This is a genomic window from Mycolicibacterium sp. TUM20985 (assembly GCF_030295745.1).
Classification (GTDB): Bacteria; Actinomycetota; Actinomycetes; order Mycobacteriales; family Mycobacteriaceae; genus Mycobacterium.
The window spans coordinates 1,301,395-1,326,354 of the sequence record NZ_AP027291.1; the positions used below are offsets into that span (position 1 = coordinate 1,301,395).

26 protein-coding genes are annotated in these 24,960 nt (G+C 68.3%); 18 read left to right on the forward strand and 8 right to left on the reverse strand.

Annotation, left to right across the window (positions count from 1 at the left end):
* Nucleotides 1-24 precede the first annotated feature (24 nt).
* Nucleotides 25-507, forward strand: coding sequence for a hypothetical protein (locus tag QUE68_RS06425; protein WP_349816894.1), 483 nt, complete (start codon nt 25-27; stop codon nt 505-507).
* Between the two features lie 9 nt (nt 508-516).
* Nucleotides 517-1,416: an alpha/beta fold hydrolase gene (locus tag QUE68_RS06430; RefSeq protein WP_284233208.1), complete on the forward strand. Its 900-nt coding sequence runs from the start codon at nt 517-519 to the stop codon at nt 1,414-1,416.
* Here QUE68_RS06430 and QUE68_RS06435 read toward each other — a convergent pair.
* Nucleotides 1,413-2,213: an SDR family NAD(P)-dependent oxidoreductase gene (locus QUE68_RS06435; RefSeq protein WP_284225125.1), complete on the reverse strand. Its 801-nt coding sequence runs from the start codon at nt 2,211-2,213 to the stop codon at nt 1,413-1,415. The genes QUE68_RS06430 and QUE68_RS06435 overlap by 4 nt on opposite strands.
* A gap of 23 nt (nt 2,214-2,236) precedes the next feature.
* On the opposite strand from QUE68_RS06435, the gene QUE68_RS06440 reads away from it, so the two are divergent.
* The 3 genes from QUE68_RS06440 (at nt 2,237) to QUE68_RS06450 (ending at nt 5,975) form a co-directional block, all read left to right on the forward strand.
* Nucleotides 2,237-3,538, forward strand: coding sequence for a DUF1298 domain-containing protein (locus QUE68_RS06440; RefSeq protein WP_284233210.1), 1,302 nt, complete (start codon nt 2,237-2,239; stop codon nt 3,536-3,538).
* 22 nt (nt 3,539-3,560) lie between these two features.
* Complete coding sequence (locus QUE68_RS06445) at nt 3,561-4,082, forward strand: DoxX family protein (protein WP_284225127.1); 522 nt, start codon at nt 3,561-3,563, stop codon at nt 4,080-4,082.
* A gap of 150 nt (nt 4,083-4,232) precedes the next feature.
* Nucleotides 4,233-5,975, forward strand: a complete 1,743-nt coding sequence (locus QUE68_RS06450; RefSeq protein ID WP_284233212.1) for a DUF3556 domain-containing protein — start codon at nt 4,233-4,235, stop codon at nt 5,973-5,975.
* On the opposite strand, the gene QUE68_RS06455 is transcribed toward QUE68_RS06450, so the two are convergent.
* Complete coding sequence (locus QUE68_RS06455; protein ID WP_284225129.1) at nt 5,965-6,762, reverse strand: FadR/GntR family transcriptional regulator; 798 nt, start codon at nt 6,760-6,762, stop codon at nt 5,965-5,967. The two genes, QUE68_RS06450 and QUE68_RS06455, sit on opposite strands and share 11 nt — an antisense overlap.
* A gap of 208 nt (nt 6,763-6,970) precedes the next feature.
* On the opposite strand from QUE68_RS06455, the gene QUE68_RS06460 reads away from it, so the two are divergent.
* From QUE68_RS06460 to QUE68_RS06470, 3 genes are read left to right on the forward strand one after another with little or no spacing between them, the layout of a single operon-like run.
* Nucleotides 6,971-8,116 (forward strand): thiolase family protein, encoded by a 1,146-nt coding sequence (locus QUE68_RS06460; protein ID WP_284225130.1) that lies wholly within the window; start codon nt 6,971-6,973, stop codon nt 8,114-8,116.
* Nucleotides 8,113-8,919 carry a crotonase/enoyl-CoA hydratase family protein gene (locus QUE68_RS06465; RefSeq protein WP_284233215.1) on the forward strand — a complete coding sequence of 269 codons (807 nt, stop codon included), beginning with the start codon at nt 8,113-8,115 and terminating at the stop codon, nt 8,917-8,919. Before QUE68_RS06460 ends, QUE68_RS06465 begins: the two co-directional genes overlap by 4 nt.
* Before the next feature lie 10 nt (nt 8,920-8,929).
* Nucleotides 8,930-10,072, forward strand: a complete 1,143-nt coding sequence (locus QUE68_RS06470; RefSeq protein WP_284225133.1) for an acyl-CoA dehydrogenase family protein — start codon at nt 8,930-8,932, stop codon at nt 10,070-10,072.
* Nucleotides 10,073-10,134: 62 nt separating this feature from the next.
* Here QUE68_RS06470 and QUE68_RS06475 read toward each other — a convergent pair whose 3' ends face one another.
* Together QUE68_RS06475 and QUE68_RS06480 are read right to left on the reverse strand one after the other, a co-directional pair.
* Nucleotides 10,135-10,845: a fasciclin domain-containing protein gene (locus tag QUE68_RS06475; protein WP_284233217.1), complete on the reverse strand. Its 711-nt coding sequence runs from the start codon at nt 10,843-10,845 to the stop codon at nt 10,135-10,137.
* 82 nt (nt 10,846-10,927) lie between these two features.
* Nucleotides 10,928-12,280 carry an MFS transporter gene (locus QUE68_RS06480; RefSeq protein WP_284233219.1) on the reverse strand — a complete coding sequence of 451 codons (1,353 nt, stop codon included), beginning with the start codon at nt 12,278-12,280 and terminating at the stop codon, nt 10,928-10,930.
* A gap of 39 nt (nt 12,281-12,319) precedes the next feature.
* On the opposite strand from QUE68_RS06480, the gene QUE68_RS06485 reads away from it, so the two are divergent.
* Genes QUE68_RS06485 through QUE68_RS06500 form a run of 4 tightly spaced genes read left to right on the forward strand, consistent with a single transcriptional unit; the run spans nt 12,320 to nt 15,697 of the window.
* The gene (locus QUE68_RS06485) at nt 12,320-13,285 is read left to right on the forward strand and encodes a GlxA family transcriptional regulator (protein ID WP_284233221.1); all 966 of its coding nucleotides are present in this window, start codon (nt 12,320-12,322) and stop codon (nt 13,283-13,285) included.
* Between the two features lie 22 nt (nt 13,286-13,307).
* Nucleotides 13,308-13,832 carry a gamma carbonic anhydrase family protein gene (locus tag QUE68_RS06490; protein WP_284233223.1) on the forward strand — a complete coding sequence of 175 codons (525 nt, stop codon included), beginning with the start codon at nt 13,308-13,310 and terminating at the stop codon, nt 13,830-13,832.
* A 24-nt stretch (nt 13,833-13,856) separates the two neighbouring features.
* Nucleotides 13,857-15,002, forward strand: a complete 1,146-nt coding sequence (locus QUE68_RS06495) for an NAD(P)H-binding protein (RefSeq protein WP_284233225.1) — start codon at nt 13,857-13,859, stop codon at nt 15,000-15,002.
* On the forward strand, nt 14,945-15,697 hold the full coding sequence (locus QUE68_RS06500) for a CPBP family intramembrane glutamic endopeptidase (RefSeq protein WP_286275317.1): 753 nt from the start codon (nt 14,945-14,947) through the stop codon (nt 15,695-15,697). The genes QUE68_RS06495 and QUE68_RS06500 overlap by 58 nt, the downstream gene beginning before the upstream one ends.
* 61 nt (nt 15,698-15,758) lie before the next feature.
* On the opposite strand, the gene QUE68_RS06505 is transcribed toward QUE68_RS06500, so the two are convergent.
* Nucleotides 15,759-16,568: an enoyl-CoA hydratase gene (locus QUE68_RS06505; RefSeq protein ID WP_284233228.1), complete on the reverse strand. Its 810-nt coding sequence runs from the start codon at nt 16,566-16,568 to the stop codon at nt 15,759-15,761.
* A 106-nt stretch (nt 16,569-16,674) separates the two neighbouring features.
* On the opposite strand from QUE68_RS06505, the gene QUE68_RS06510 reads away from it, so the two are divergent.
* From QUE68_RS06510 to QUE68_RS06520, 3 genes are all read left to right on the forward strand, one after another.
* Nucleotides 16,675-17,766 (forward strand): CaiB/BaiF CoA transferase family protein, encoded by a 1,092-nt coding sequence (locus QUE68_RS06510; RefSeq protein WP_284233230.1) that lies wholly within the window; start codon nt 16,675-16,677, stop codon nt 17,764-17,766.
* A 54-nt stretch (nt 17,767-17,820) separates the two neighbouring features.
* Nucleotides 17,821-18,573, forward strand: a complete 753-nt coding sequence (locus QUE68_RS06515) for a 3-hydroxyacyl-CoA dehydrogenase (protein WP_284225142.1) — start codon at nt 17,821-17,823, stop codon at nt 18,571-18,573.
* Nucleotides 18,574-18,698: 125 nt separating this feature from the next.
* The gene (locus tag QUE68_RS06520) at nt 18,699-19,697 is read left to right on the forward strand and encodes an NAD(P)H-dependent flavin oxidoreductase (RefSeq protein ID WP_284225143.1); all 999 of its coding nucleotides are present in this window, start codon (nt 18,699-18,701) and stop codon (nt 19,695-19,697) included.
* A gap of 21 nt (nt 19,698-19,718) precedes the next feature.
* Here the strand turns inward: QUE68_RS06520 and QUE68_RS06525 are convergent, their stop codons facing one another.
* Nucleotides 19,719-19,841: a hypothetical protein gene (locus QUE68_RS06525; RefSeq protein ID WP_142271112.1), complete on the reverse strand. Its 123-nt coding sequence runs from the start codon at nt 19,839-19,841 to the stop codon at nt 19,719-19,721.
* 66 nt (nt 19,842-19,907) lie between these two features.
* Nucleotides 19,908-20,471, reverse strand: a complete 564-nt coding sequence (locus QUE68_RS06530) for a DoxX family protein (protein WP_284225144.1) — start codon at nt 20,469-20,471, stop codon at nt 19,908-19,910.
* 128 nt (nt 20,472-20,599) lie between these two features.
* Between QUE68_RS06530 and QUE68_RS06535 the strand changes: the two genes are divergently transcribed.
* From QUE68_RS06535 to QUE68_RS06545, 3 genes are read left to right on the forward strand one after another with little or no spacing between them, the layout of a single operon-like run.
* Nucleotides 20,600-22,942, forward strand: a complete 2,343-nt coding sequence (locus tag QUE68_RS06535) for an MMPL family transporter (RefSeq protein WP_284225145.1) — start codon at nt 20,600-20,602, stop codon at nt 22,940-22,942.
* A complete protein-coding gene (locus QUE68_RS06540; RefSeq protein WP_284225146.1) occupies nt 22,939-23,622 on the forward strand; it encodes a TetR/AcrR family transcriptional regulator in 684 nt (227 codons plus the stop codon). The genes QUE68_RS06535 and QUE68_RS06540 overlap by 4 nt, the downstream gene beginning before the upstream one ends.
* Complete coding sequence (locus QUE68_RS06545; RefSeq protein ID WP_284225147.1) at nt 23,615-24,247, forward strand: class I SAM-dependent methyltransferase; 633 nt, start codon at nt 23,615-23,617, stop codon at nt 24,245-24,247. Before QUE68_RS06540 ends, QUE68_RS06545 begins: the two co-directional genes overlap by 8 nt.
* On the opposite strand, the gene QUE68_RS06550 is transcribed toward QUE68_RS06545, so the two are convergent.
* Nucleotides 24,244-24,957, reverse strand: coding sequence for an NAD-dependent deacylase (locus QUE68_RS06550; protein ID WP_284225148.1), 714 nt, complete (start codon nt 24,955-24,957; stop codon nt 24,244-24,246). The two genes, QUE68_RS06545 and QUE68_RS06550, sit on opposite strands and share 4 nt — an antisense overlap.
* Nucleotides 24,958-24,960: the final 3 nt, after the last annotated feature.

Consider the following 24,960-nt stretch of genomic DNA (forward strand, 5'->3'; position numbering starts at 1 on the left):
GTGACCCCGGAGTTGCGCTCGCGAATCGACTGGACCAGGGTCGCGGCGTACGGGCTGCTTCCCGCTCTGGCGCTGATCCTGGCCATGGCCGCGGGATACCTGAAGTACGTGGACAATTCGGTGCGCGAGAGTGCCACGGCCCGCGCCGAGTCCGTGCGCGCGGCGACCGAGGGCACGATCTCGCTGTTGTCCTACACGCCGGACGAGGTCGAGCGGCAACTCAACGACGCACGCGGTCTGCTCACCGGTGAGTTCCTCGAGTCGTACACGTCGCTGATCAACCAGGTCGTGATCCCCGGGGCGAAGCAGCAGCAGATCTCCGCGACGGCAACGGTTCCCAAGGCGGGATCGGTCTCTGCGGACGCCGACGAGGCCGTCGTCCTGGTGTTCGTCAACCAGGCGGTGACTGTCGGTGCGGCTGCGCCGACCAGTTCGGCCTCCAGTGTCCAGGTCACACTGGTGAAGACCGGCGGCAAGTGGCTGATCTCCGAGTTCACTCCGGTCTAGGCGGCGTGCATGAGTGAACCTCGCTGGCTCGACGTCCCCACCCCCGACGTGCACCTGCGAGCACTGTCCTGGGGGCCGGATGACGCGCCGATTGCGTTGTGTCTGCACGGCTTTCCCGACACCGCCCATGGCTGGCGCAAGGTGGCGCCCCGGCTCGTCGACGCGGGCTGGCGGGTCGTCGCGCCGTTCATGCGCGGTTACGCGCCGTCATCGACGTCGACCGACGGCAGCTATCACGTCGGCGCCCTGATGGACGATGCGTTGCGCGTTCTCGAGGCGGCCGGCCCGACCGGTCGCGACGTGCTCATCGGACACGACTGGGGAGCGATCGCGGGGTCGGGTCTGGCGGCGATGCCCGACAGCCCGTTCGCCAAGGCCGTCATCATGTCGGTGCCGCCCGCCGCGACGTTCCGCGGCAAGGTGCCGCACGCCGGCGGTCTGCTTGCGCAACTGCCCCGCCAGCTGCTCCGGAGCTGGTACATCATGTACTTCCAATTGCCAGCGCTCCCAGAGCGTTCCGCGTCGTGGGTGGTGCCGCGACTGTGGCGGCAGTGGTCACCGTCCTACGACGCGGTGGAGGACGTGGCGCTGGTGCTCGATGCGATCGGCGCTCCGGGGAATTGGCGCGCGGCTCTGGGCTACTACCGGGCGACCATCCGCGGTAGCAAACCACCGGTGCGCTACGCCGAGCTACACGAGCACTGGCTCTCGCCGCTGCGGTTGCCCACGCTGTACCTTCACGGTGCCGACGACGGTTGCGCCTCGGCCGCCTACACGCGATGGGTGGAGCCCGGGCTGCCGCCGGGCAGCCGCGCCGAGATCATCGACGGTGCAGGGCATTTCATGCAGCTGGAGCAGCCTGTCGACGTCGCGCGCGCGATCGTCGACTTCATCGGTGGACGGGACTAGCCCTTCTTCAGGGCGGGATGGCTGCGCGCCAGGATGGGCAGCAACAGCCGCCGCGGAAGGATCTTGAAGGCGGCCGCACCGACCCTGTTGAAGACGCCGGGAATGATCACCGTCTTGCCGGCGGCCAGCCCGTCGACCGCCGCCGAGGCGACGTCGGCGGCACTGACCCACATCGGCTTCGGCAGGGCCGCCTCGGCGTCCGCGTCGGAGATCCCCGCCGCCGCACCGAATTCCGTCTTCACCGGGCCTGGGCAGAGCGTCGCGGCGACGACGCCGGTGCCCTGCAGTTCCTGCCCGAGCGACTGGGTGTAGGACAGCACGAATGCCTTCGCCGCGCCGTACGCCGCCTGTCCCGGGACCGGTCCGAACGCCCCGACCGAGGCGACGTTGAGCACGGCGCCACGGCCGCGGGACACCATCCCCGGCACGAAACGACTGCACAGATCGGCCACGGCGGCGACGTCGACCTCGACGAGGTTGAGCTCGGCCACCGGATCCGACGTAGCGACGGGGCCGGACGTGCCCAGCCCCGCGTTGTTGACCAGGACGTCGACGACGAGGCCGAGGTCGGCCACCCGGTCGGGCAGGGCGGCGCGGTCGTCGGCCTTGGAGAGGTCGGCGGCCAGCACGTCGGCTGAGCCGAGCGACGCGGCCAGGGCCTGCAGCTTGTCGGCTCGACGGGCCACCAGCACCACGTGGCGACCGCGCCGATCGAACTCCCTGGCGATCTCCTCGCCGATACCGGATGAGGCGCCGGTGACGAGCACGGTCCCGTTGACACTCGCCGCTGGAAGCATGCCGGCAGCCTAGCCTTGGGCGCATGACGCAGGAGCGACTGACGCCGATCGATGCGCAGACCTTCTGGTTCGCGGACAAGATCCCCAACGACACGTTCCTGATGTTCGGATTCGCCGGCGGTCCGACCGACCTGGCGCAGACACTCGGCGACCTCGAGGCGCGCGCCCGCGGCTGGCCCGACCTGTCGGTGCGCATCGACGATCGGGGCGGGTGGGGATATCCCTCCTGGGTGCGCCGCGACGCCGACCGGTCGCAGTTCGTGGTGCACGACCTCGACGACCGCACGTGGGCGGCCTGCTTAGACGCGGTCTGCACGCTGATCGCCGACCAGGTGGACGCCGGGGACACCGCATGGCGGCTACACGTGTTCACCGGCATCGTCGGGGTGCCGGGCGTCGATGGGTCGGGAACCGTTGCGGTGTTTCAGATCTCTCACGCGCTGGGTGGCGGGGGTCGCACGTTGGCGCTTGCGGCTCTGATGTTCGGCAGGCCCGGTGTCGTGCTGCCCGAGATCCATCCGCCCTCGAACGGACCACTTGCCATGCCGTTGGCGGGCTTTCGCGCCGCCAGGGCTCACCGACGGTTGATGGCCGACGTCGAGGCCGGTGTCGTGCCCGCGCAGGCGGAGCTTCGGCCACTGCAGCGCACCAATGACCGACCGTCGGGACCGCGCCGCCTGCGCACCGTCGTGCGGCGACGGGCGGATCTGTCGGGTGCGACGGTGACGGTGGCGGTGCTGTCCGCCGTGTCGACGGCATTGTCCGGTCGGTTGGCCGCACTCGGCGACGATCCGTCGGCGCTCGGTGCCGAGGTGCCGATGGCCAAGGCGCCACCGCATCTGGCGTACAACCACTTCGGCAACGTCGGCGTGGGCCTGCACCCGGGCTTGCCTGCGGACGTGCGGGCGGCCCGCATCGCCGACGACCTGGCCGCCAGACGGTCGCGGGCCGGGCATCCGGGGCTGCGTGCGGCCGACGTGGCCTTCGCCGTGACGCCGGCACCGCTGTTGCGTTGGGGGATGGACAGATTCGACCCCGGTGTCCGACCCGCGGCGGTCACCGGCAACACGGTGGTCTCCAGCGTGAACTGCGGCGCTGCCGACTTCAGCTTCGGCGGCGCGCCCGTGGTGCTGGCCACGGCGTTCGCGGGACTTTCGCCGATGATGGGCCTGACGCACGTCGTCTTCGGCGTCGGCGGCACGATCTGCCTCGGCGTGCACGCCGCCGATTCGGCGCTCGGTGGGCCGGACGGGATGGATGACTACGTCGCCCGTCTCGAGGCGGCGCTGCCGGGGACCGGAGGGCGTGGGGTGGGCACCGGTTAACAGATGCCCTAGATTCTGTCACGTGACTGCCTACGATTTCGCTCTCCTCGTGTTGCGCCTGGTGCTCGGCCTCACGATGGCTGCACACGGCTACAACAAGTTCTTCGGCAAGGGCGGCATCGCCGGCACCGCCGGGTGGTTCGACAGCATGGGCATGAAGCCCGGCATCTTCCACGCTCGCGTCGCCGCGACCACCGAGATGGGGGCGGGACTGGGGCTGGCGGTCGGACTGCTCACCCCGGTGCCCGCCGCGGGCTTCGTCGCCCTGATGCTGGTGGCCGCCTGGACGGTGCATCGCCACAACGGCTTCTTCATCGTCAAGGAGGGCTGGGAGTACAACCTGATGCTGGCGGTCGCGGCCGTCGCGCTCGCCGGTACGGGCGCGGGCAAGGTCAGCCTGGACTACGTGCTGTTCCACACCAGCGGCCTGTACGACTACCTGCACGGCTGGTATGGCCTGCTCATCGCGGTTGGACTCGGGCTGGCCGGCGGAATCGGCCAGTTGGCGATCTTCTACCGGCCGCCGGCGCCGAAGGAAGCCTGACCCGGCTCCCCGCCGACTGTGCGTCTTCATCCGTCCACGGCGGCGCGTCGCGTATGAAACTGCACGCTCGGCGACGTGCAGGACGGTGAAGCGCGGCTCGCGGAGGGGAAACCCACCCAGCGAAACAGGAACACGTTCTAGTCTTCCCGCATGGCCTTCCTCAAGCCCGACCTACCGGTGGTCGACTTCGCCGAATGGAGCAGGGGCACCCGTGCCGAGCGCATCCGACCGCTGACCCGCCACTGGGCCGAGGTCGGGTTCGGCACACCGGTGGTGCTGCACCTCTTCTACGTCGTGAAGATCTTGCTGTACGTCCTCGGCGGGGCCCTGTTCGCGCTGTCCACCACGGGCATTGATGGGTTCACTGACGTCACCGCCTGGTACGACGAGCCGATCGTCTTCCAGAAGGTCGTGCTCTTCACGATGCTCTTCGAGGTGATCGGCCTGGGATGTGGCTTCGGTCCCTTGAACAACCGCTTCTTCCCGCCGATGGGGTCGATCCTCTACTGGCTGCGCCCCGGGACGATCCGACTGCCGCCGTGGCCGACCCGCGTCCCGCTGACCCGCGGCAGTGCCCGCACGCCGGCGGACGTCCTGCTCTATGCCGCGCTGCTGGTGATTCTGCTGTTCGCTCTCCTGTCAGATGGCACCGGACCCATTGCCGCACTGGGCACGACGGTCGGCATCCTGCCGATGTGGCAGATCTGGACGATCCTCGGCCTGCTCGCCGTCGCGGGCCTGCGCGACAAGGTGATCTTCCTGGCCGCCCGCGGCGAGGTATATGCGTCGTTCACGGTGGCCTTCCTGTTCGGCGGGGTCGACATGATCATCGCCGCGAAGCTGGTGTGCCTGGTCATCTGGATCGGCGCGGCCACCTCGAAACTGAACAAGCACTTCCCGTTCGTGATCTCCACGATGATGTCGAACAGTCCGATGGTGCGGACCAAGGCCTTCAAGCGGGCCTTCTTCGAGAAGTTCCCCGACGATCTGCGACCGGGCCGGGTGTCGCGGGTCGTCGCCCACTTCAGCACGGCGGTCGAGGGTTTGGTGCCGCTCGTGCTGTTCTTCTCCCACGGTGGCTGGCCGACGGCGATCGCCGCCCTCGTGATGCTCGTCTTCCACTTCGGCATCCTCTCGGCGATACCGATGGGGGTGCCGCTGGAGTGGAACGTGTTCATGATGTTCAGCGTGCTGGCACTGTTCGTCGGGCACTCGGGCATCGGGCTGAGCGATCTGACCAGCCCGCTGCCGATCCTGCTGTTCGCCGTCGTCGCGGGCACCGTCGCGCTCGGAAACCTGTTCCCGCGCAAGATCTCCTTCCTCCCCGGCATGCGCTACTACGCGGGCAACTGGGACACCACGCAGTGGTGCATGAAGCCCTCGGCCGAGGCGAAGATCAACGCCGGGCTGGTCGCGATCGCGAGCATGCCGCAGTCGCAGGTGGAGCGCATCTACGGCAGCCCGGAGCAGGCGTTGGTCATGCTGCACTCCGGCTATGCATTCCGGGCGATGAACACCCACGGCCGGGCGCTGTTCACCCTCGTCCACCGCGCCATGGCGGACGGCGACGAAGCCGACTACGTCGTCACCGAGGGCGAGCGACTCTGCAGCACCGCGATCGGATGGAACTTCGGCGACGGCCACATGCACAACGAGCAGCTGATCACCGCGATGCAGGAGCGGTGCCACTTCGACCCGGGCGAGGTGCGGGTGGTGCTGCTCGATGCGCAGCCCATCCACAAACAGCAGCAGGAGTACCGGTTGGTCGACGCCGCGACCGGTGAGTTCGAGCGCGGGTACGTGCGAGTCGCCGACATGGTCACCCGTCAGCCGTGGGCCGACGACGTGCCCGTCCACGTCACCTGGTCGGTCAACGGCACTACTACTGCATGACGTCGCGGACCTTGACGTCCTCGAAGCCCTCCAGCAGTAGGTCCCGCGCGGTATCGAGGTGTTTGCGCCAGTGCGTCTCCGCGCCTGCGCCGTCACCCGCTCGCAGCAGGGTCATCAGTCGCCGGTAGGACCGCGTCAGCTTGTCGTAGTCGGCCTTCGAGACTTCGCGGTTCTGCTTGATGGCGAATGCCGTGTGCCGCACGGTGATCTCGTGCAGCATGCCCGCGACGATCGTCAGGGTGGCGTTGCCCGACAGCTCCACCATCCGGCGGTGGAACTCACCGGTCGCCTCCGCCAGACGACCCGACTGCCAGCCTGCCGGGATGTCGTCGGCCAGCATGGCGTCCAGCTCGTCGAGAGCTGCGGCTGACGCCGTCTCGGCCAGGAGTCGCACGGCAAGCGGCTCGATGCCCGACCGCGCGACGAGGACGTCGGCGATCGTGGCACCGGACAGTTCCAGGAGCAGTCCCGCGGGCCGCGCGACGATCTCCGGGCCCGGCACGCGGACCCTGGCACCCGTGCGGGAACCACGGCGCACCTCGACCAGCCGTTCGGACTCCAGCACGCGGACCGCTTCGCGCAGGGTGGGGCGACTGACGCCGAAGTGCGTCATCAGCTCCGCCTCGTTGGGCAGGAAGTCGCCGTCCTTCAGCTGGCCGTCGACGACCATGCGGCGCAGCGTGCCTGCCACCAGTTCGGCGGTCTTCGGTGAGCGGATCGCCGTGCCGCCCCGCTGCGCGATGGCATCCGCCCCCATCATGGGCGCCAAGGGCGTGGTGCGTGGCAACGGTTCTCCCCGGTCGATCCGGCCGGCTCACGCCGGTTGTTCAACTCAGTAAACCATGTGGAGCCGAGGAGAGCCGTCGATCCTGGGCAGAGCCTACCAAACCACTAGGTTGACCTAGTAAACTTGCTGTTCTAGGTTCGGTGGTAACCATCGTCCGGTTGCTGAACTATCTCAGCGCCGATTCAACCGCACCCAAAGGAGATGTTCCATGGCTGAAGCCGTCATCGTAGAGGCGGTCCGATCGCCGGTCGGCAAGCGCAACGGCGGACTGTCCGGTGTCCACGCCGGCGACCTCTCGGCGCAGGTGCTCAACGGGTTGGTCGAACGAACGGGTCTCGATCCGGCGCTCGTCGACGACGTCATCTGGGGCTGCGTCATGCAGGCCGGCGAGCAGGCCCTCGACATCGCCCGCACCGCCGTCTTGGCGGCCGGTTGGCCCGAGAGCGTGCCCGGTGTGACCGTGGACCGGCAGTGCGGGTCCAGTCAGCAGTCGGTGCACTTCGCCGCCGCGGGTGTCGTTGCGGGCCACTACGACGTCGTCGTCGCCGGTGGCGTCGAGTCGATGTCGCGCACTCCGATGGGCTCCTCGCTGGCCAACGGCGGGCACCCGTACCCGGAGGCCTTCCGCGCCCGCTACACCCAGACTCCGAACCAGGGCGTCGGCGCCGAGATGATCGCCGAGCAGTGGGGCTTCGACCGCACCGCGCTCGACCAGTTCTCCCTCGGATCGCACGAAAAGGCAGCCGCCGCACAGGATTCTGGCGCGTTCGATGACCAGATCGTCGCGATCAAGGATCAGGACGGTACTCCGGTACTCAAGGATGAGGGCATTCGCCGCGGCGGCACGGTCGAGAAGATGGCGGCCATCAAGCCGGCGTTCAAGGAGGACGGTGTGATCCACGCCGGCAATGCCTCCCAGATCTCGGACGGCTCGGCCGCGCTGCTGATCATGTCGGCGGAGAAGGCGAAGTCGTTGGGCCTCAAGCCACTCGCCAGGGTGCACACCGCGGTGCTGGCGGGTGCTGACCCGGTCATCATGCTGACCGCTCCGATCCCGGCCACGCAGAAGGCGCTCAAGCGCTCCGGTCTGTCAGTCGAGGAGATCGGCGTGTTCGAGGTGAACGAGGCGTTCGCGCCAGTCCCGCTGGCGTGGCTCAAGGACATCGGCGCCGACGAGAAGAAGCTGAATCCGAACGGCGGCGCGATCGCGCTGGGCCACCCGCTCGGCGGTTCCGGTGCGCGCATCATGACGACGATGCTGTATCACATGCGGGACAAGGGAATTCAGTACGGCCTGCAGACCATGTGCGAAGGCGGCGGCCAGGCCAACGCCACCATCCTCGAGCTGCTGTGACCGCTGAAGTCCAGACGGATGCCCCGAGCGCCGTTCTCACCGAGCGGCGGGGCAACGTCCTCCTCGTCACGCTGAACCGGCCCGAGGCGCGCAACGCCGTCAACGCTGCCGTGAGCATCGGCGTCGGCAACGCGCTGCACGAAGCCCAGCACGATCCGGACGTCCGCGCGGTAGTCATCACCGGTGCGGGCCAATCCTTCTGTGCAGGAGCTGATCTCAAGGCCATCTCCCGGCGGGAGAACATCTACCATCCCGAACACGGGGAGTGGGGATTCGCCGGCTACGTGCAGCATGTCATCGACAAGCCGACCATCGCGGCCGTGAACGGCACCGCGCTGGGCGGTGGCACCGAACTCGCCTTGGCCAGCGACCTCGTCATCGCCGAGGAGCGCACCAAGTTCGGGCTGCCGGAGGTCAAGCGCGGACTGATCGCGGCCGCAGGCGGGGTGTTCCGCATCGTCGACCAGCTACCACGCAAGGTCGCCATGGAGATGCTGTTCACCGGTGAACCGATGTCGGCCGCAGATGCCCTGAAGTGGGGACTGGCCAATCAGGTCGTACCCGACGGCACCGTCGTCGAGGCCGCCCTGGCTCTGGCCGAGCGGATCACGGTCAACGCGCCGCTGGCGGTGTGGGCGAGCAAGCGCGTAGCCGCCGGCATCGACGACGGCGTCGTCACCGGTGACGTGGCCGGGTGGACCAGGACCACGCGCGAGATGAGCGCCGTGCTGCGCTCGGCGGATGCCAAGGAAGGGCCGCTGGCCTTCGCAGAGAAGAGACAGCCCGTATGGCAAGCGAAGTAGGAGAACGACTGTGAAACGATTGGTCTTCGAAGAAGAGCACGAGCAACTGCGGGAGACGGCCCGGCAGTTCCTGGAGAAGGAATGCGCGCCGTACGCCGAGAAGTGGGAGAGCGATCGCATCGTCGGCCGCGACGCCTACATCGCGGCAGGCAAGTACGGGCTGATCGGGTTCAACCTGCCCGAGAAGTTCGGCGGCGGCGGCGTCGACGACTTCCGGTTCAATGCCGTGATCGTCGAGGAGTTCAGCAAGTACGGGGCCGCCTCACCCGGCCTGAGTCTGCAGAACGACATCGTCGGCCCGTACTTCGCCAACCTGGCCAACGAGGAGCAGCAGGAACGGTGGCTGCCCGGCTACATCACCGGCGAGCTGATTGGCGCGGTCGCCATGACCGAGCCCGGCGCGGGCAGCGACCTCGCGGGCATCAAGACCGCGGCGGTCCGCGACGGTGAGGACTGGATCCTCAACGGCTCCAAGACGTTCATCTCGGCAGGTATCAACTCCGACCTGGTCGTCGTGGTGGCGCGGACCAATGCCGAAGCGGGACACAAGTGTTTCTCGCTCCTGGTCGTCGAGCGTGACATGGCGGGCTTCACCCGCGGGCGCAAGCTGGACAAGATGGGCCAGCACTTCGCCGACACCGCGGAGCTGCACTTCGAGAACGTCCGAGTGCCGAATGCAAACCTGCTCGGGGAGGAGGGCAAGGGCTTCTACCACCTGATGCAGAACCTGCCGTCGGAGCGGTTGTCGATCGCGATCGCCGCGGTCGCGGGCGCCCGCGCCACGTTCAACGACACGCTGCAGTACGTCAAGGACCGCAAGGCCTTTGGGCAACCGATCGGCAGCTTCCAGCACAACCGGTTCGTCATGGCCGAGATGGACACCGAGCTCGAGATCGCCGAACAGTACGTCGACCGTTGCCTGCGGGCGGTCATCGACGGTGAGCTGACGGCGGTCCAGGCGTCCAAGGCCAAGTGGTGGTGCACCGAGCTGGCCAAGCGCGTCGTCGACAACTGCGTGCAGCTGCACGGCGGCTACGGGTACATGAACGAGTACAAGGTGGCGCGTGACTACGTCGACGTCCGCATCCAGACCATCTACGGCGGCACGACCGAGATCATGAAGGAGATCATCGGCAAGGACCTAGGCCTGTAAGCGATTTCGGCGCGTAAACGTTCGGTGAGCGAACGTTTACGCGCCGAAATCGCGAAGAACAGCTAGCCCGCCGGGACCGCCGTGGTGGTGCTCGTCGGCGAGAGCGGCTTGCCGGTGCCGTCGAACGACGTCGTCGGGGTGACCGGCTCCGGCGGCGAGTTCGGGTCGAGCACCGTGTCGAGGATGTAGATCCGGGCGTTGGCGGCCTGGATGCCACCGCAGATGACCTTCGCGGTGTCGTTGACCTTGATGTCGCCATCCTTGCCGGTGACCTTGATGTCCGCGCCTTCCTGCGTCGGCCGCTGACCCGCGACGTCGCCGGGCCCGAGCAGGCCGAGGAACACGTGGTAGTAGTCCAGCTTCGTCAGGGCGTCCGGATCGTTCTTCAGCGCCTCGAGCGCAACCGGATCCAGCTTGGCGAACGCGTCGTTGTTGGGTGCGAAGACGACGTAGGGCCCGTTCTCCAGCACCGGCAGGATGTTCACGGCGGGGTTGAGGCCGCCGTTGACGGCCGAGGTGAACGTGCTCAGCGACGGGATCGCGGCCAGCACCTGCCCGACGGGCAGCTTGCCAAGGGTCTCCTTGGTGGCACCGCTCGGCGCCAGCTCGGCGCGCACCGGATCGCAGTTGCCCTGCCAGTCCGGCAGCGGCTTGACCTCGGCCGTGGTCGTCGGCGTCGGATCCGCCTGGGCGTTGATCGCCATCGGCAGCGATATCGCGATCGCAGCGATCGCGGCGGACATTCCAATGGCTCGACTGGTGCGAGTCTTCACTTTTTGGCTCCCTAACGTGTCTGGTCGCGCCACTCAGAGCCCGACTCTCGCGGCGACGCCGAAGAAAGCGTAAGGGCAAAGATCACGAATCGGCAAAGTCGCGGTCGGCGGAAGGGTCCGTTCGAGTGGCGCCGACCTGCGTACTTCGTACGTTCAGACACAGGATGGCCGCGACGGCGCACAACCCCGAAGCCAGGTAGAACGCCAGGTCGTAACCGCCCTGCAGATCGCGTAACCACCCGGCGCCTGCGGCAGCAACGGCCGCCCCGAGCTGGTGTGACGCGAACACCCAACCGAACACCACCGGCGTGCGGACGCCGAAGTAGCGCCGGCACAGGACGATCGTCGGCGGCACGGTCGCCACCCAGTCCAGCCCATAGAAGATGACGAACACCCACGTACTCGGCTCGGCGTGCGGGGACAGCAGGGACGGCAGGAGCAGCAGTGACACGCCGCGACCGGTGTAGTAGACGGCGAGCAGCAACCGCGGATCCACGCGGTCGGTCAACCACCCCGAGAAGATCGTCCCCGCCACGTCGAGGATGCCGATCGTCGCGAGCAGCCCCGCCGCGACCGTGGTCGGCATGCCGTGGTCGTTGGCCGCGGGGATGAAGTGGGTGCCGATCAGGCCGTTGGTCGTCATCCCGCAGATCGCGAAGCTCCCTGCGAGCAGCCAGAAGGCCGGCATCCGCACGCCGATCCGCAACCCGTCGAACGCCGCGCGGAAGGTGCCCGCTGGCACGACGGCGGGCTCGGCGCTGGTGGCCCCGTACGCCAGGAGCCCCCTGTCCTGTGGGTAGTTGCGCATGAAGAGCAGCACCAGCGGGACGACGTTCAGGGCCGCGGCAGCCACGATCAATGAGGCCCACCGCCACCCGTGGCGCTCGGTGACCGCGGCGATGACCGGCAGGAAGATCAGCTGCCCCGTCGCGCTGGCCGCCGTGAGCACGCCCGTCACCAGGCCGCGGCGCTCCTCGAACCAGCGGGTCGCGATCGTCGCGACGAAACCCATCGAGATGGAGCCCGTACCCACGCCGACCAGCACGCCCCAGAGCAGGACCAGCTGCCAACTACTCGTCATCGTCACCGACAGCGCCGACCCGGCCGAGATCAGAAGCAGCGCGGTGGTCAATACCGGCCGCACGCCGAAGCGGTCCATCAGCGCGGCGGCGAACGGCGCCGTCAGCCCGAAGAGCGTCATGTTGACCGACATCGCCAACCCGACCGTGCCGTGCGTCCAGCCGAACTCGTCGTGCAGCGGGTTCATCATCACGCCGGGCACCGAGCGGAAGCCGGCGGCACCGAGGATCGCCACGAAGCTGGTGGCGGCGACCACCCAGGCCCAGTGGAGGCGGGGACGACGCGTCGTCTCATCGCGGGCAGTAACCGTCACCCGAACACTGTGCGGCTCGGCGGCGACGGATGCCAGTGGCATGAATGCCACCAATCGTCAAGAACATGCCAAGATGGCGGGGTGCCTTCCGTCCACCGCATCGCCGTGCTGCTCTTGCCGCCGGTCGTGGGATTCGACGCGACGATCGCCCCGATGCTGTTCGGCGCTGCCAGCGCCGGCGATGGCGCTCCGCTCTACGACGTCGTGGTGTGCGGCCTTGACGATCGACCCGTCGCGACGACGCACGGTTACGCGATGACGCCCGCCAGGGGCGCGGATGTCCTGGCCACCGCCGACACCGTGGTGATTCCCGGAACGCGATACCCGTCCGCGCGTCACGACGGCGTGTTGACTCTGCGCGCGCAGGCCGCCCTCGACGCAATCCGGCCGGGCACCAGAATGGTGTCGATCTGCACCGGCGCATTCGTGCTTGCTGCCGCGGGCCTCCTCGACGGACGCCCCGCCACGACGCACTGGAAGCACGCCGAGGACCTGCGCAGGCTGTACCCCCGCGTGCTGGTCGACGAGAACGTGCTGTTCGTCGACGACGGTGACGTGCTGACGTCGGCGGGCCTGGCCGCGGGAATCGACCTGTGCCTTCACGTCATTCGCTCCGATCACGGCACTCAGGTCGCCAACGCGGTGGCCCGCCACTGCGTCGTGCCGCCGTGGCGTGAAGGCGGCCAGGCGCAGTTCATCGACCGCGATCCGCCCGCCGCGGACGATGCGTCGACCGCCTCGACCCGGGAGTGGGCGTTGCGCCACCTCGCCGAGGACCTGACCGTCGAACGGTTGGCTCGCCACGCCCACATGAGCCCGCGCACCTTCAACCGCCGGTTCCGCGAGGACACCGGCCAGGCGCCCGGCACCTGGGTCCGGAACCGTCGGGTCGACCACGCGCGGGAACTCCTGGAGTCGCGCGACCTGTCGGTCGACGAGGTGGCCCGCCTCGCCGGTTTGGGTTCGGCGGGCAACTTGCGCCATCACCTCCGCCGCGGGGTCGGCATGTCGCCGTCGAGTTACCGCAAGGTCTACCAAGGTGTCTGACCGGCGCCGCTAGGATTCGGCCATGCCGGAACCGCTGATCCTGTCCGTCAACGGGCACACGCCGCAGTTGCACGCCGAGTCGTGGGTGGCGCCCAATGCCACCGTCATCGGTCCGGTGACCCTCGCCGCCAAGGCCAGCGTCTGGTACGGCGCCGTGCTGCGGGCCGAGCTGGAGCCCATCGAGATCGGCGAAGGGGCCAACCTTCAGGACAACGTGACGGTCCACGTCGATCCGGGCTTCCCGGCGCGCATCGGGGCGGGAGTGACCGTCGGGCACAACGCGGTTCTGCACGGCTGCACGGTCGAGGACGGCTGCCTGATCGGGATGGGCGCGGTCATCCTCAATGGCGCGCGGATCGGCGCCGGGTCACTGGTCGCGGCGGGCGCCGTGGTGGCTCAGGGGCACGTCATCCCGCCGGGATCGTTGGTGGCGGGTGTGCCGGGCAAGGTCCGTCGGGAGCTCAGCGCCGACGAGGTTGCGCACAATCGCCTCAACGCGCAGGTCTATGAACACTTGAGTGACGTGCACCGCACCGCGATGGAATAGCATTCGCGCGGGTACGTACCTACGGTGAAGCCCATGCGCACACTCGTCACGGGAGCGACCGGATACGTCGGTTCACGACTCGTCGGCTCGCTCCTCGCCGGGGGGCACCAGGTGACCGTCGCCAGCCGCAACCCCGAGCGACTCGGTGACTTCGGCTGGCTGGACGACGTCACGCCGGTCATGCTCGACGCCGCCGACCCCGACTCGGTGGCCAGTGCTTTGATCGTCGCCGGTCCCGTCGATGTCCTCTACTACCTGGTGCACGGCATCGGGCAGTCCGGATACCGCGACGCCGACAACATCGCCGCCGCCAACGTCGCCCGCGCCGCCAAGGACGCGGGGGTGAAGCGCATCGTCTACCTGGGCGGTTTCGTGCCCGACGCCGGCGAACTCTCCGAGCACCTCACCAGTCGCGCCGAGGTCGCCGAGGCGTTGACCATCGACGGGGGACCGGACGTGGTGTGGCTGGGCGCAGCCATCATCATTGGCGAGGGGTCGACCTCGTTCGAGATGCTCCGGGCGGTCGGCGACCGGTTCCTCCTGATCCCCATGCCGCCGTGGGCGCACAACCCCCTGGACCCGATCTCCATCAGCGACGTCCTCTACTACCTGGTCGCCGCGGCGGACCAGGAGCGCGTCCCGGCCGGGTCCTACGACATCAAGGGACCCGAGACCACGACCTACGGCGATCTGCTGCTGACCTACGCGCGGCTGGCGGGCAAGTGGCGCGGCGGCGTGCCCGTGCCCGACGTGGACATGGGACTCGTGTCGCAGGTGGCCGCGTTGTTCGTGCCCGTGCCGCACGGCTTGGCGGCGGATCTCGTTCAGTCGCTCGACTATCCGATGACGGCGTCGAACGACGGTCTGCGCGGACTGGTGCCCGAACCGCCGGGCGGCCCGGTGAGCACCGAAGACGCCATCTCGTCGTCGCTGTCCGGTCATCGTCGGCTGCCCGTGGACCAACTGGCCGATCCGCACCACATGGCCGACACCGACCCGGAGTGGGCGGGTGGTGACGTCACGCGGATCCGCAACCTGGCGTCGATGGTCACGCCGTCGGTCGCCCAGCCCGCGCTCGGCCTACTCTGCGCGGTGCCCGGGCCCGTCGCCGGATGGGTGCGAACCGGCCTGGACGCGCTGATCGGTCTGGCGCCCAAGGGGATGCCGTGACCGGGCTTTTCTCCCAGATAAGCGCCATTGTCTCAACCCCTGCCGCGCCGCACCAGGAATCGCCGTCCCTGGTGCGCACGCGCCGCATCATCGTGGCGATCGTCCTCGTCCTCGGCGCGACACTGCTGGGCTTCTCGTTGACCCGGACGCCCGGCAGCACGTCGTTCTACGTGCTGACCGTGGCACTGGCGGCGGTGTGGGCCATCGGGGCGAGGCTCTCTGGACCGCTGCACATCGGGAACGTCGAATTCCGCGGCAGAATACGGCGTCCGATCATCACGGGTATTGCGACCGGGGTGCTGTTGGGCGGGGTGTTCATCGTCGGCGGCCTGGTGGCCCGCGAGATCGGTCCCGTCCGCGACTACATCGTTCAGGTGCTCGACTACGCCAACTACGGTGCGCTGTGGCTGGTCACGCTGATCACCGTGGTGAACGGCCTCGCCGAGGAGATGTTCTTTCGCGGCGCCCTGTTCACGGCATTGGGCAAGTTCCGTCCGGTGCTCGTGTCGACGATCGTCTACGCCCTCGCCGTATCGGCGGCGGGCAACCCAATGCTGGGGTTCGCCGGCCTCATCCTCGGCGGGGTGTGCGCCTACGAGCGCCGGATCACCGGTGGGGTGCTCGCCTCGATGCTGACGCACTTCTTCTGGGGTCTGGTCATGGTGCTGGCCCTGCCACCGATTTTTGGCGTCTGACCTTCTAGCGCAACGGGTTTGCGTCATGTGGCTGACCACCCCCCTCCGCGTCGAACGATTATCAGTCGTCGGTGAACACGGCCGGGCGCCGCTGCTGAAACGCCGTCGTACCCTCGCGGAAGTCGGGCGATGACAGCAGGGACAGCTGGCCCTCCGTCTCGCGTTCGAACGCACCCTCCAGCTCTGTCAGCGTCGCCGCGTTGACGGCGTGCTTGGTCTTGCGGAGCGCGATCGCCGGGCCGGACTGCAACGTGTCGATCACGGCCTTCACCCCGGCTTCGAGGTCATCGTCGGCGTATACGGCGCTGACCAAACCCGCCGCCAAGGCATCGGCGGCCGAAAGCCTCTCGGCGAGCAACGCCATGCGCATGGCCCTGGTGCGTCCGATGGAGGCGGCGACGAGCGCCGATGCCCCACCGTCGGGCATCAGCCCAATCTTGGTGAACGCCAACAGGAAATAGGCCTTCTCGGAGGCCAGGATGATGTCGGCGGCGATCGCGACCGAGACGCCGACGCCGGCGGCCGGGCCCTGCACGACCGAGACCACCGGCTTCGGCAAGGCCACGATGGCGGCGACGGCGCGATTCGCCGCGGCGAGCGTATCGTCCGGCGTGCCGTGGGCGCCCGGATTGGCGTGGTCCTCCGCACCGATGCTGGCGCCCGAGCTGAAACCGCGACCCGCCCCTCCCAGGCGGACCACGCGCACTGCGGGGTCGGCGGCCGCCCGCTCCATGGTGTCGGCCAGCGTGTCGAGCATCGGCGCGGTCAGCGAGTTCAGGCTGTCGGGCCGGTTCAGCATCACCGTGAGCACCCCGTCGCGCAGGGACACGATGAGATCGTCGATACCGGTGTAAGTCTCAATGTTGGTCATGCGCGCCTCTGGTTTCGGCGAGCACTCGGGCCCGCGGTCGGTCGACTTGGTTATACAAGTAAGCTATGTCGCGGTCAACTGGGGTCGATGAGGTGGAGGACGATTGATGGCTGGACCATTGCAGGGACTGAGAGTCGTCGAGTTGGCCGGTATCGGGCCCGGGCCGCACGCGGCGATGATCCTTGGCGATCTCGGCGCCGACGTCGTGCGCATCGAACGCCCGGGCAAGGGTGGCGCGGTGCCCGTCGGCACCCGGGACTCGATGCTGCGCAACCGGCGCTCGGTGGCCGCCGACCTCAAGAGCGACGAGGGTCGCGAGCTGGTGCTGCGGCTGATCGCCAAGGCCGACGTGCTCATCGAGGGCTACCGTCCCGGCGTGACCGAGCGTCTCGGCCTGGGGCCGGAGGACTGCGCGAAGGTGAACGAGCGCCTGATCTACGGGCGCATGACGGGCTGGGGCCAGACCGGCCCGCGCTCGCAGCAAGCCGGTCACGACATCAACTACATCTCCCTCAACGGTCTATTGCACGCCGTCGGCCGCAAGGGTGAGCGGCCGGTGCCGCCGCTGAACCTCGCCGGCGACTTCGGCGGCGGTTCGATGTTCCTCCTCGTCGGCATCCTGTCGGCGCTTTGGGAGCGGCAGACCTCCGGCAAGGGTCAGGTGATCGACGCGGCGATGATCGACGGATCCAGCGTTCTGGTGCAGATGATGTGGAGCTTCCGCGCCAGCGGCATGTGGTCCGACGAGCGGGGTGCCAACATGCTCGACACCGGCGCGCCGTACTACGACACCTACGAGACGTCCGACGGCAAGCACGTTGCCGTCGGCGCCATCGAACCGCAGTTCTACGCGCAGCTGCTGCAGGGGCTCGGGCTCGACGCCGCCGACCTGCCGGGGCAGCACGACGCCGCGCGCGCCGAGGAACTGCGCGCGACGTTCACCGAGGCGTTCGCCGCCCACGATCGCGACCACTGGGCCAAGGTGTTCAACGGCACCGATGCATGTGTCACCCCCGTGTTGAGCTTCGGTGAGGTGGAGACCGAACCGCACATCGTCGAGCGGAATACCTTCTTCCGCGACGGGGACAATCTGGAGCCCGCGCCCGCGCCCCGGTTCTCGCGCAGCGTGCCGCCGACGCCGACGCCACCCGGGACCGGGGGCGTCGACGCCGAGGCCATTCTCGACGATTGGGTATAGTCCCCAACCAACCAGTAGGTCGGCCAGCTGTCGACCGGACGAGAGGATGCATTGGTGCAGATCAAGGACTCCGTGGCAGTGGTGACGGGTGGTGCGTCAGGTCTCGGCCTGGCCACCACCAAGCGATTGTTGGACGCCGGTGCCACCGTGGTGGTCATCGACCTCAGGGGTGAGGAGGCGGTGGCCGCACTCGGCGAGCGGGCGAAGTTCGTCGAGGCCAATGTCACCGACGAGGCAGCCGTCGGCACGGCGCTCGACGTCGCCGAGTCCCTCGGGCCGGTACGGATCAACGTCAACTGCGCGGGCATCGGCAACGCCATCAAGACCCTCGGCAAGGAAGGTCCCTTCCCCCTCGACGGGTTCCGAAAGGTCGTCGAGGTCAACCTGATCGGCACCTTCAACGTGCTGCGGTTGGCCGCGGAGCGGATCGCCAAGACCGAACCGATCGGAGAGGAGCGCGGCGTCATCGTCAACACCGCCTCGGTCGCGGCCTTCGACGGCCAGATCGGGCAGGCCGCCTACTCGGCGTCCAAGGGTGGCGTGGTCGGCATGACGTTGCCGATCGCGCGCGACCTGTCGCGCAACCTGATTCGCGTCGTCACGATCGCGCCCGGCTTGTTCAAGACGCCGCTGCTGGGCTCACTGCCCGAGGAAGCGCAGCGCTCGCTCGGTGCGCAGGTGCCGCATCCCGCCCGTCTCGGCGACCCCGACGAGTACGGCGCCCTGGCCGTGCACATCGTCGAGAATCCGATGCTCAATGGCGAGGTCATCCGCCTGGACGGCGCGATCCGGATGGCACCGCGATGAATCGCTGGCGCGGCGATGAGCGTTTGCGCGAAGAGCAGACGGCGAAGAGCGAGGAGCGCCGATGAGCGCTCGCGCGAAGAGCAAGGAGCACCGATGAGCGCTCGCGCGAAGAGCGAGGAGCACCGATGAGCATCACGACGAAGTTCACCGAGGTCTTCGGTGTCGAACATCCCATCGCGCAGGGTGGCATGCAGTGGGTCGGCCGCGCGGAACTGGTTGCGGCCGTAGCCAATGCGGGCGGGCTCGGCTTCATCACCGCGCTGACCCAACCGACGCCTGCGGATCTGGCCCGCGAGATCGACAAGACGCGCGAGCTGACCGACAAGCCGTTCGGGGTCAACCTGACGATCCTGCCGTCGATCAGCCCGCCGCCGTATGACGAGTACCGCCAGGTCATCGTCGACGCGGGCATCAAGATCGTCGAGACCGCGGGTTCCAACCCGGCGCCCCACCTGCCGATGTTCCACGACAACGGCATCAAGGTGCTGCACAAGTGCACCTCGGTCCGCCATGGTGTGAAGGCGCAGAGCCTGGGCGTCGACGGCATCAGCATCGACGGGTTCGAGTGTGCCGGTCACCCCGGCGAGGACGACGTTCCCGGCCTCGTGTTGATCCCGGCCGCCGCCAAGCAGATCGAGATTCCGATGATCGCGTCGGGCGGCTTCGCCGATGCCCGTGGTCTGGTCGCGGCGCTGGCGTTGGGTGCCGATGGCATCAACATGGGCACGCGGTTCATGTGCACCGTGGAGTCGTGCATCCATCGACGAGTCAAGGAGGCCATCGTGGCCGGCGACGAGCGGGGCACCGAGCTGATATTCCGTTCGCTGCACAACACGGCCCGCGTTGCGAGCAACGTGGTGTCACGTGAGGTGGTGGAGATCCTCGCCGGCGGCGGTCAGTTCGAGGACGTCAGGGAACTGGTGGCTGGGGTGCGCGGTCGGCAGGTGTTCGACGACGGCGACCTGGATGCGGGCATTTGGACCGTGGGCACGGTGATGGGCCTGATCGACGACATTCCCACGTGCGGGGAGCTGATCTCGAGAATCATCAGCGAAGCGGAGGAGTTGATCACCGGACGCCTCGGCGGCATGGTCAGCCCCGGGTCGGTGTCCGCGCATCGGTGAGCGCCAGACGGCGCTCGTCGATCAGACTGCTTGAGCGAGGTCGGGGAACTGCTCGGAGCAGTCACCCTCGACGAGGAAGTCCCCGTGGTAGAAGGCTTCGAAGTCAACCTTGATGACATCTGCACTGGTGTCGTCGATCCACATGTACTGGACAGTAACCATCACCATTAAGAGTTCTTTGAGTCACGGTTCGGAAAACCCTGGCAATTCTTACCTCTGAGTAGGGTTCGCGGCGTCAGCGGCGCTCAGGTGCAGCGGGTTGGTGCCGTTCAGGAAGATCCAGGTGCCGACGGCTGCGGCCACCGCCACCAGGAACAACCCGATGGTCACGACCCCCGGCCACCGCGGACGGCCGAACACCTTCGCGTCCACCGAATAGCGCCCGGCGCCCGTGAAGAGCAACGCCGTCGCGGCAAACGCCACCAGGAACGGCACGTTGAACGGCTGCGACCAAAACGCGCCACCGGAGACGTTGACCGCCCAGGCGCAGATCATCGCCGCGATGACGCCGCACGCTGCCAAGGGCGTCAGGAGGCCTAGCAGCAGGGCGCCGCCGCCGGCGATCTCGGTGGCGGTGACGAGGTACGCCGCGAACGTCGGCATCCGCCAGCCTCCGCTCGCCATGAACTGCGTGGTGGTCGCGAAGTCGAAGGCCTTCATCAGACCTGCCTGCAGCATCGTCGCCGCGACCGCAATCCTGAGGACGAGCAGTCCAAGATCGGTCAGGGGCGACGAGGCCGACGTGGTGCGCCTACCGGTGTCCGTGGTCGACATGGCCATCACCCTAAACGCTGGCAGAGCACTGAACGATTTGGTCGTCACCGTCGTGAACACCCAGTGAAGAGTCTGTTGACGGTCTTGAGTTATCGCTGATAAGTTACCGCCGATACTCTGGAGGCTGCATGCTGAATCACATCGCCCGGCTCGCGATCGCCGCTCCCCGGCGCATCCTTGCGATCGCCGCGCTGATCATGGTTGCCGCCGCGGTGTTCGGCATCCCGGTGGCCAAGAGCCTCTCCGCCGGCGGCTTTCAGGACCCCGGCTCCGAATCCGCCCAAGCCACCCAACTGCTCACCGACGAGTTCGACCAGGGCGATATGCAGCTGCTGTTCACCGTCACCTCGCCCGACGGCGTCAGGAGCCCGGACGCCACCGCCGTGGCCACCGCCATCGTCGACCGGCTCGGACAGTCGCCGCACGTCGCCCAGGTCACCTCCGCATGGACCGCGCCGCCTCGGGCAGCCGTCGAGCTGACCAGTCGGGACGGCACGTCGGGCCTGATCGTCGCCGGCATCACCGGTGGCGAGAACGACGCCCAGAAGTACGCGAAGGCGCTGTCCGACGAGCTGGTCGCAGACCGAGAGGGCGTCACGGTCCGCTCCGGCGGCACGGCGATGGTCTACGCGCAGATCAACGAACAGACGCAGAAGGATCTGCTCCTGATGGAGTCGATCGCGATCCCGCTCAGCTTCGTGGTGCTCGTCTGGGTGTTCGGCGGTCTGATCGCCGCGGCGCTTCCCATGATCGTCGGCGGGCTGGCGATCGTGGGATCCATGGCGGTGCTGCGGCTGATCACGTTCCAGACCGACGTTTCGATCTTCGCGCTCAATCTGTCCACCGCGATGGGCCTGGCACTGGCGATCGACTACACCCTCCTGATCATCAGTCGCTATCGCGACGAGCTGGCGGCCGGAGTGCCACGGGATCGGGCCCTGGCGCGGACCATGTCCACCGCGGGTCGCACCGTCCTGTTCTCGGCGACGACGGTGGCGCTGTCGATGGTCGCGATGCTGCTCTTCCCGATGTACTTCCTGAAGTCGTTCGCCTACGCGGGCGTCGCGACGGTCGGGTTCGCCGCGGCCGCCGCGGTGATCGTCACGCCCGCGGCCATCTGGCTGCTCGGCGACCGGCTCGACGGCCTCGACGTGCGTCGGTTGCTCCGTCGACTGACCGGTCGTCAGGCGCCGGCGCCGAAACCCGTCGAGGAGCTGTTCTGGTACCGCTCGACGAGGGCGATCATGCGTCGGGCCGTTCCGGTCGGGCTGGCCGTGGTGGTGCTGCTGCTGGCCCTCGGCGCGCCGTTCCTCGCCGTCAAGTGGGGCTTTCCCGACGAGCGCGTGTTGCCGAAGTCGGCGTCGGCCCATCAGGTGGGCGATCAGCTGCGCGACGATTACGCCGACAACTCCGCAACCGCCGTCTCGATCGTCGTACCCGACGCAAAGGAGTTGTCCGAGAACGACATCGGGCGGTACGCCGCAGACCTGTCACGGGTGCCCGACGTATCGTCGGTGTCCGCCCCGACGGGCACCTTCGTCGCTGGCCGCGCGGTCGGGCCGCCGTCGGCCGCGACGGGTATCGCCGATGCCAGTGCACTGCTCACCGTGAGCAGCAGCGCGCCGCTGTTCTCCTCCGCGTCGGAGACCCAGCTCGACGGTCTTCACGACGTGGCCGGACCCGACGGTCGCGACGTCCTGTTCGGCGGCATCGCCCAGATCAACCGCGACAGCGTCAGCGCGATCACCACCCGACTGCCATGGGTACTGGGTCTGATCGGCGTGATCAGCTTCGGTCTGCTGTTCCTGCTCACCGGCAGCGTCGTCCTGCCGCTGAAGGCCGTCGTGCTGAACGTCCTGTCGTTGACCGCAGCGTTCGGCGCGCTGGTGTGGGTGTTCCAGGAGGGCCATCTCGGCGCCTTCGGCACCACCTCGACCGGCACCCTGGTCGCCAACATGCCCGTGCTGCTGTTCTGCATCGCGTTCGGGCTGTCGATGGACTACGAGGTGTTCCTGGTCGCTCGCATCCGTGAGTTCTGGCTGAGGCTGCGACCCCCGGCGGGCAGGAGCGCAGCGACTGGGGGGATGTCACCATCGGGCGCCAGTCGCGCAGCGCAACGGGCCGCCAACGACGAGAGCGTGGCCCTCGGCCTGGCGCACACCGGCCGGGTGATCACGGCCGCGGCGCTGGTGATGTCGATTTCGTTCGCCGCGCTGATCGCCGCGCAGGTGTCGTTCATGCGGATGTTCGGCGTCGGGTTGACCCTCGCCGTGCTCGTCGACGCCACCCTCGTTCGGATGATGCTGGTGCCCGCCTTCATGCACGTGCTGGGCGGCTGGAACTGGTGGGCGCCGGCCCCCCTCGCCCGCCTGCATCGGCGGATCGGCATCAGCGAGTCCGGACCCGACGATGGCCCGCCGGCGCCGGGTGCGAGCCACGCAGCCACGTCGCTGACGGACACCCGACGGTGACGACGCACCCGCTCAAGCGCCGTCGTGCCGCGCGCGGTTCGGGTGATCGACTCCGCGACGAGATCGTAGACGCCACAACGGATCTGCTGATGGAGACCGGACACGCCAAGGCCGTCTCCATACGCTCGGTGGCTCAACGCGTCGGGGTCACACCACCGTCGATCTATCTGCACTTCACCGACAAGGACGGGCTGCTGGATGCGGTGTGCGCCCGATACTTCGAGGCGCTCGACGCGGTGATGCAGCAGGTCGAGCGCGATCAACCGTCGACCATCGACCGGCTTCGGGCCCAGGGCCTGGCGTACGTCCGGTTCGCCCTGCAGAACCCCGAGCTGTACCGCATCGCCACGATGGGCGAGGGAAGGCCGGGGAGCGACGTCGACGTCACGCTGAACAGCTCGGCGTTCGTGCACATGCGGGCCACCATCGAGACGCTGATGGACGAGGACGTGTTCCCGCGGGGCGATCCGACCATGGCCGCCCTCGAACTGTGGACGGTCTCCCATGGTGTCGCGGCGTCCCTCATCTCCCGGCCCTACCTGCCGTTTGGCGAGGTCGAGGCGTTCGCCGACCGGGTCTTGCGGTCGGCATGCTGCGGTCTGATCGTCACGGGGATGATGGGACTCGACGTGCCGCCGCAGGAGGCGGTCGCAATGATCAAGGGATTTCGCGATGGCTGACCGTGTGGACAACCCGTTCTTCGCGCGGGTGTGGGTGCGGATATCGACCCACGAGCCCGAGTCGATCAAGGCCCTGCGTCGCGAGAACCTGACCGGATTGTCGGGCCGGGTGCTCGAGGTCGGAGCGGGCACCGGGACCAACTTCGAGTTCTACCCGCCGACGGTCACCGAGGTGGTCGCGGTCGAACCCGAGCGGCGGCTTGCCGACGTCGCGCGTCGCGCTGCGGCCGCGGCCGCCGTACCCGTCACGGTCAGCGCGGACACCGTGGAGGAGTATCGGGCCGGCGAACCGTTCGACGCGGTGGTCTGCTCGCTGGTGCTGTGCTCGGTGGACGACCCCGAAGGCGTTCTGCGACAACTTTTCTCGATACTGCGACCGGGTGGCGAACTGCGCTACCTGGAGCACGTGGCGAGTGTCGGCTCGCGGGGCCGGCTTCAGCGAGTCGCCGACGCGACGGTCTGGCCGCGACTGTTCGGCAACTGCCACACCCACCGGGACACCGAAGCGTCGATCATCGCCGCCGGCTTCGCGGTCGACGAGGCCCGACGGGAGCGGACGCTCCCCGACTGGGTGCCGTTGCCCGTCGCGGAGACCGCCATCGGTCGGGCGGTGCGACCGGCCTAACCGAGCAGGACGGGCAGACGCTGGAGCAGGCTCGGCAGCGCGACCGCCGCGTTCTCGCGCAGTGAGATCGTCGCCCGCTCGGACAGCGGCGTCTCCTCCGGGTTGACCTCGATGACGGGGATTCCGCTGGCCAGAGCCATCTCGGGCAGGCCCGCGGCGGGGTAGACGACTGCGGAGGTGCCGACCACGATCGCCACGTCTGCCCGGCTGACCGCCTCCACCGACCGGTCCCATGCCACCGTCGGCAGTTGCTCGCCGAACCACACCACGTCCGGCCGGATCAGCCCCCCGCACACGCACGTCGGCGGCTCGACGGCCTCGACGGGTTCCGGCATCGTCGGCAGCGGCCCTTCATAAACCAATTCGCAACGGTCACAACGGAAACTGAAGAGACTGCCGTGCAGGTGGTAGACGTCCCTGCTGCCGGCGCGCTCGTGGAGATCGTCGACGTTCTGCGTGACGACGTGCACCTCGGCGCCGTCGTGCCAGGCGGCCACCGCGCGATGACCGTCGTTCGGCGCGACCGCCTTCATCATGTAGTGCCGCCACAGATACCAGGCCCAGACCTTCTCCGGATTCCGGCGCCAACCGTCGGAGCTGGAGATCTCGTAGGGGTCGACCTTCGCCCACAGCCCCGTCTCGACGTGGCGGAACGTCGGGACGCCGCTCTCCGCCGACATGCCCGCTCCGCTGAGCACCGTCACCCGCACGCC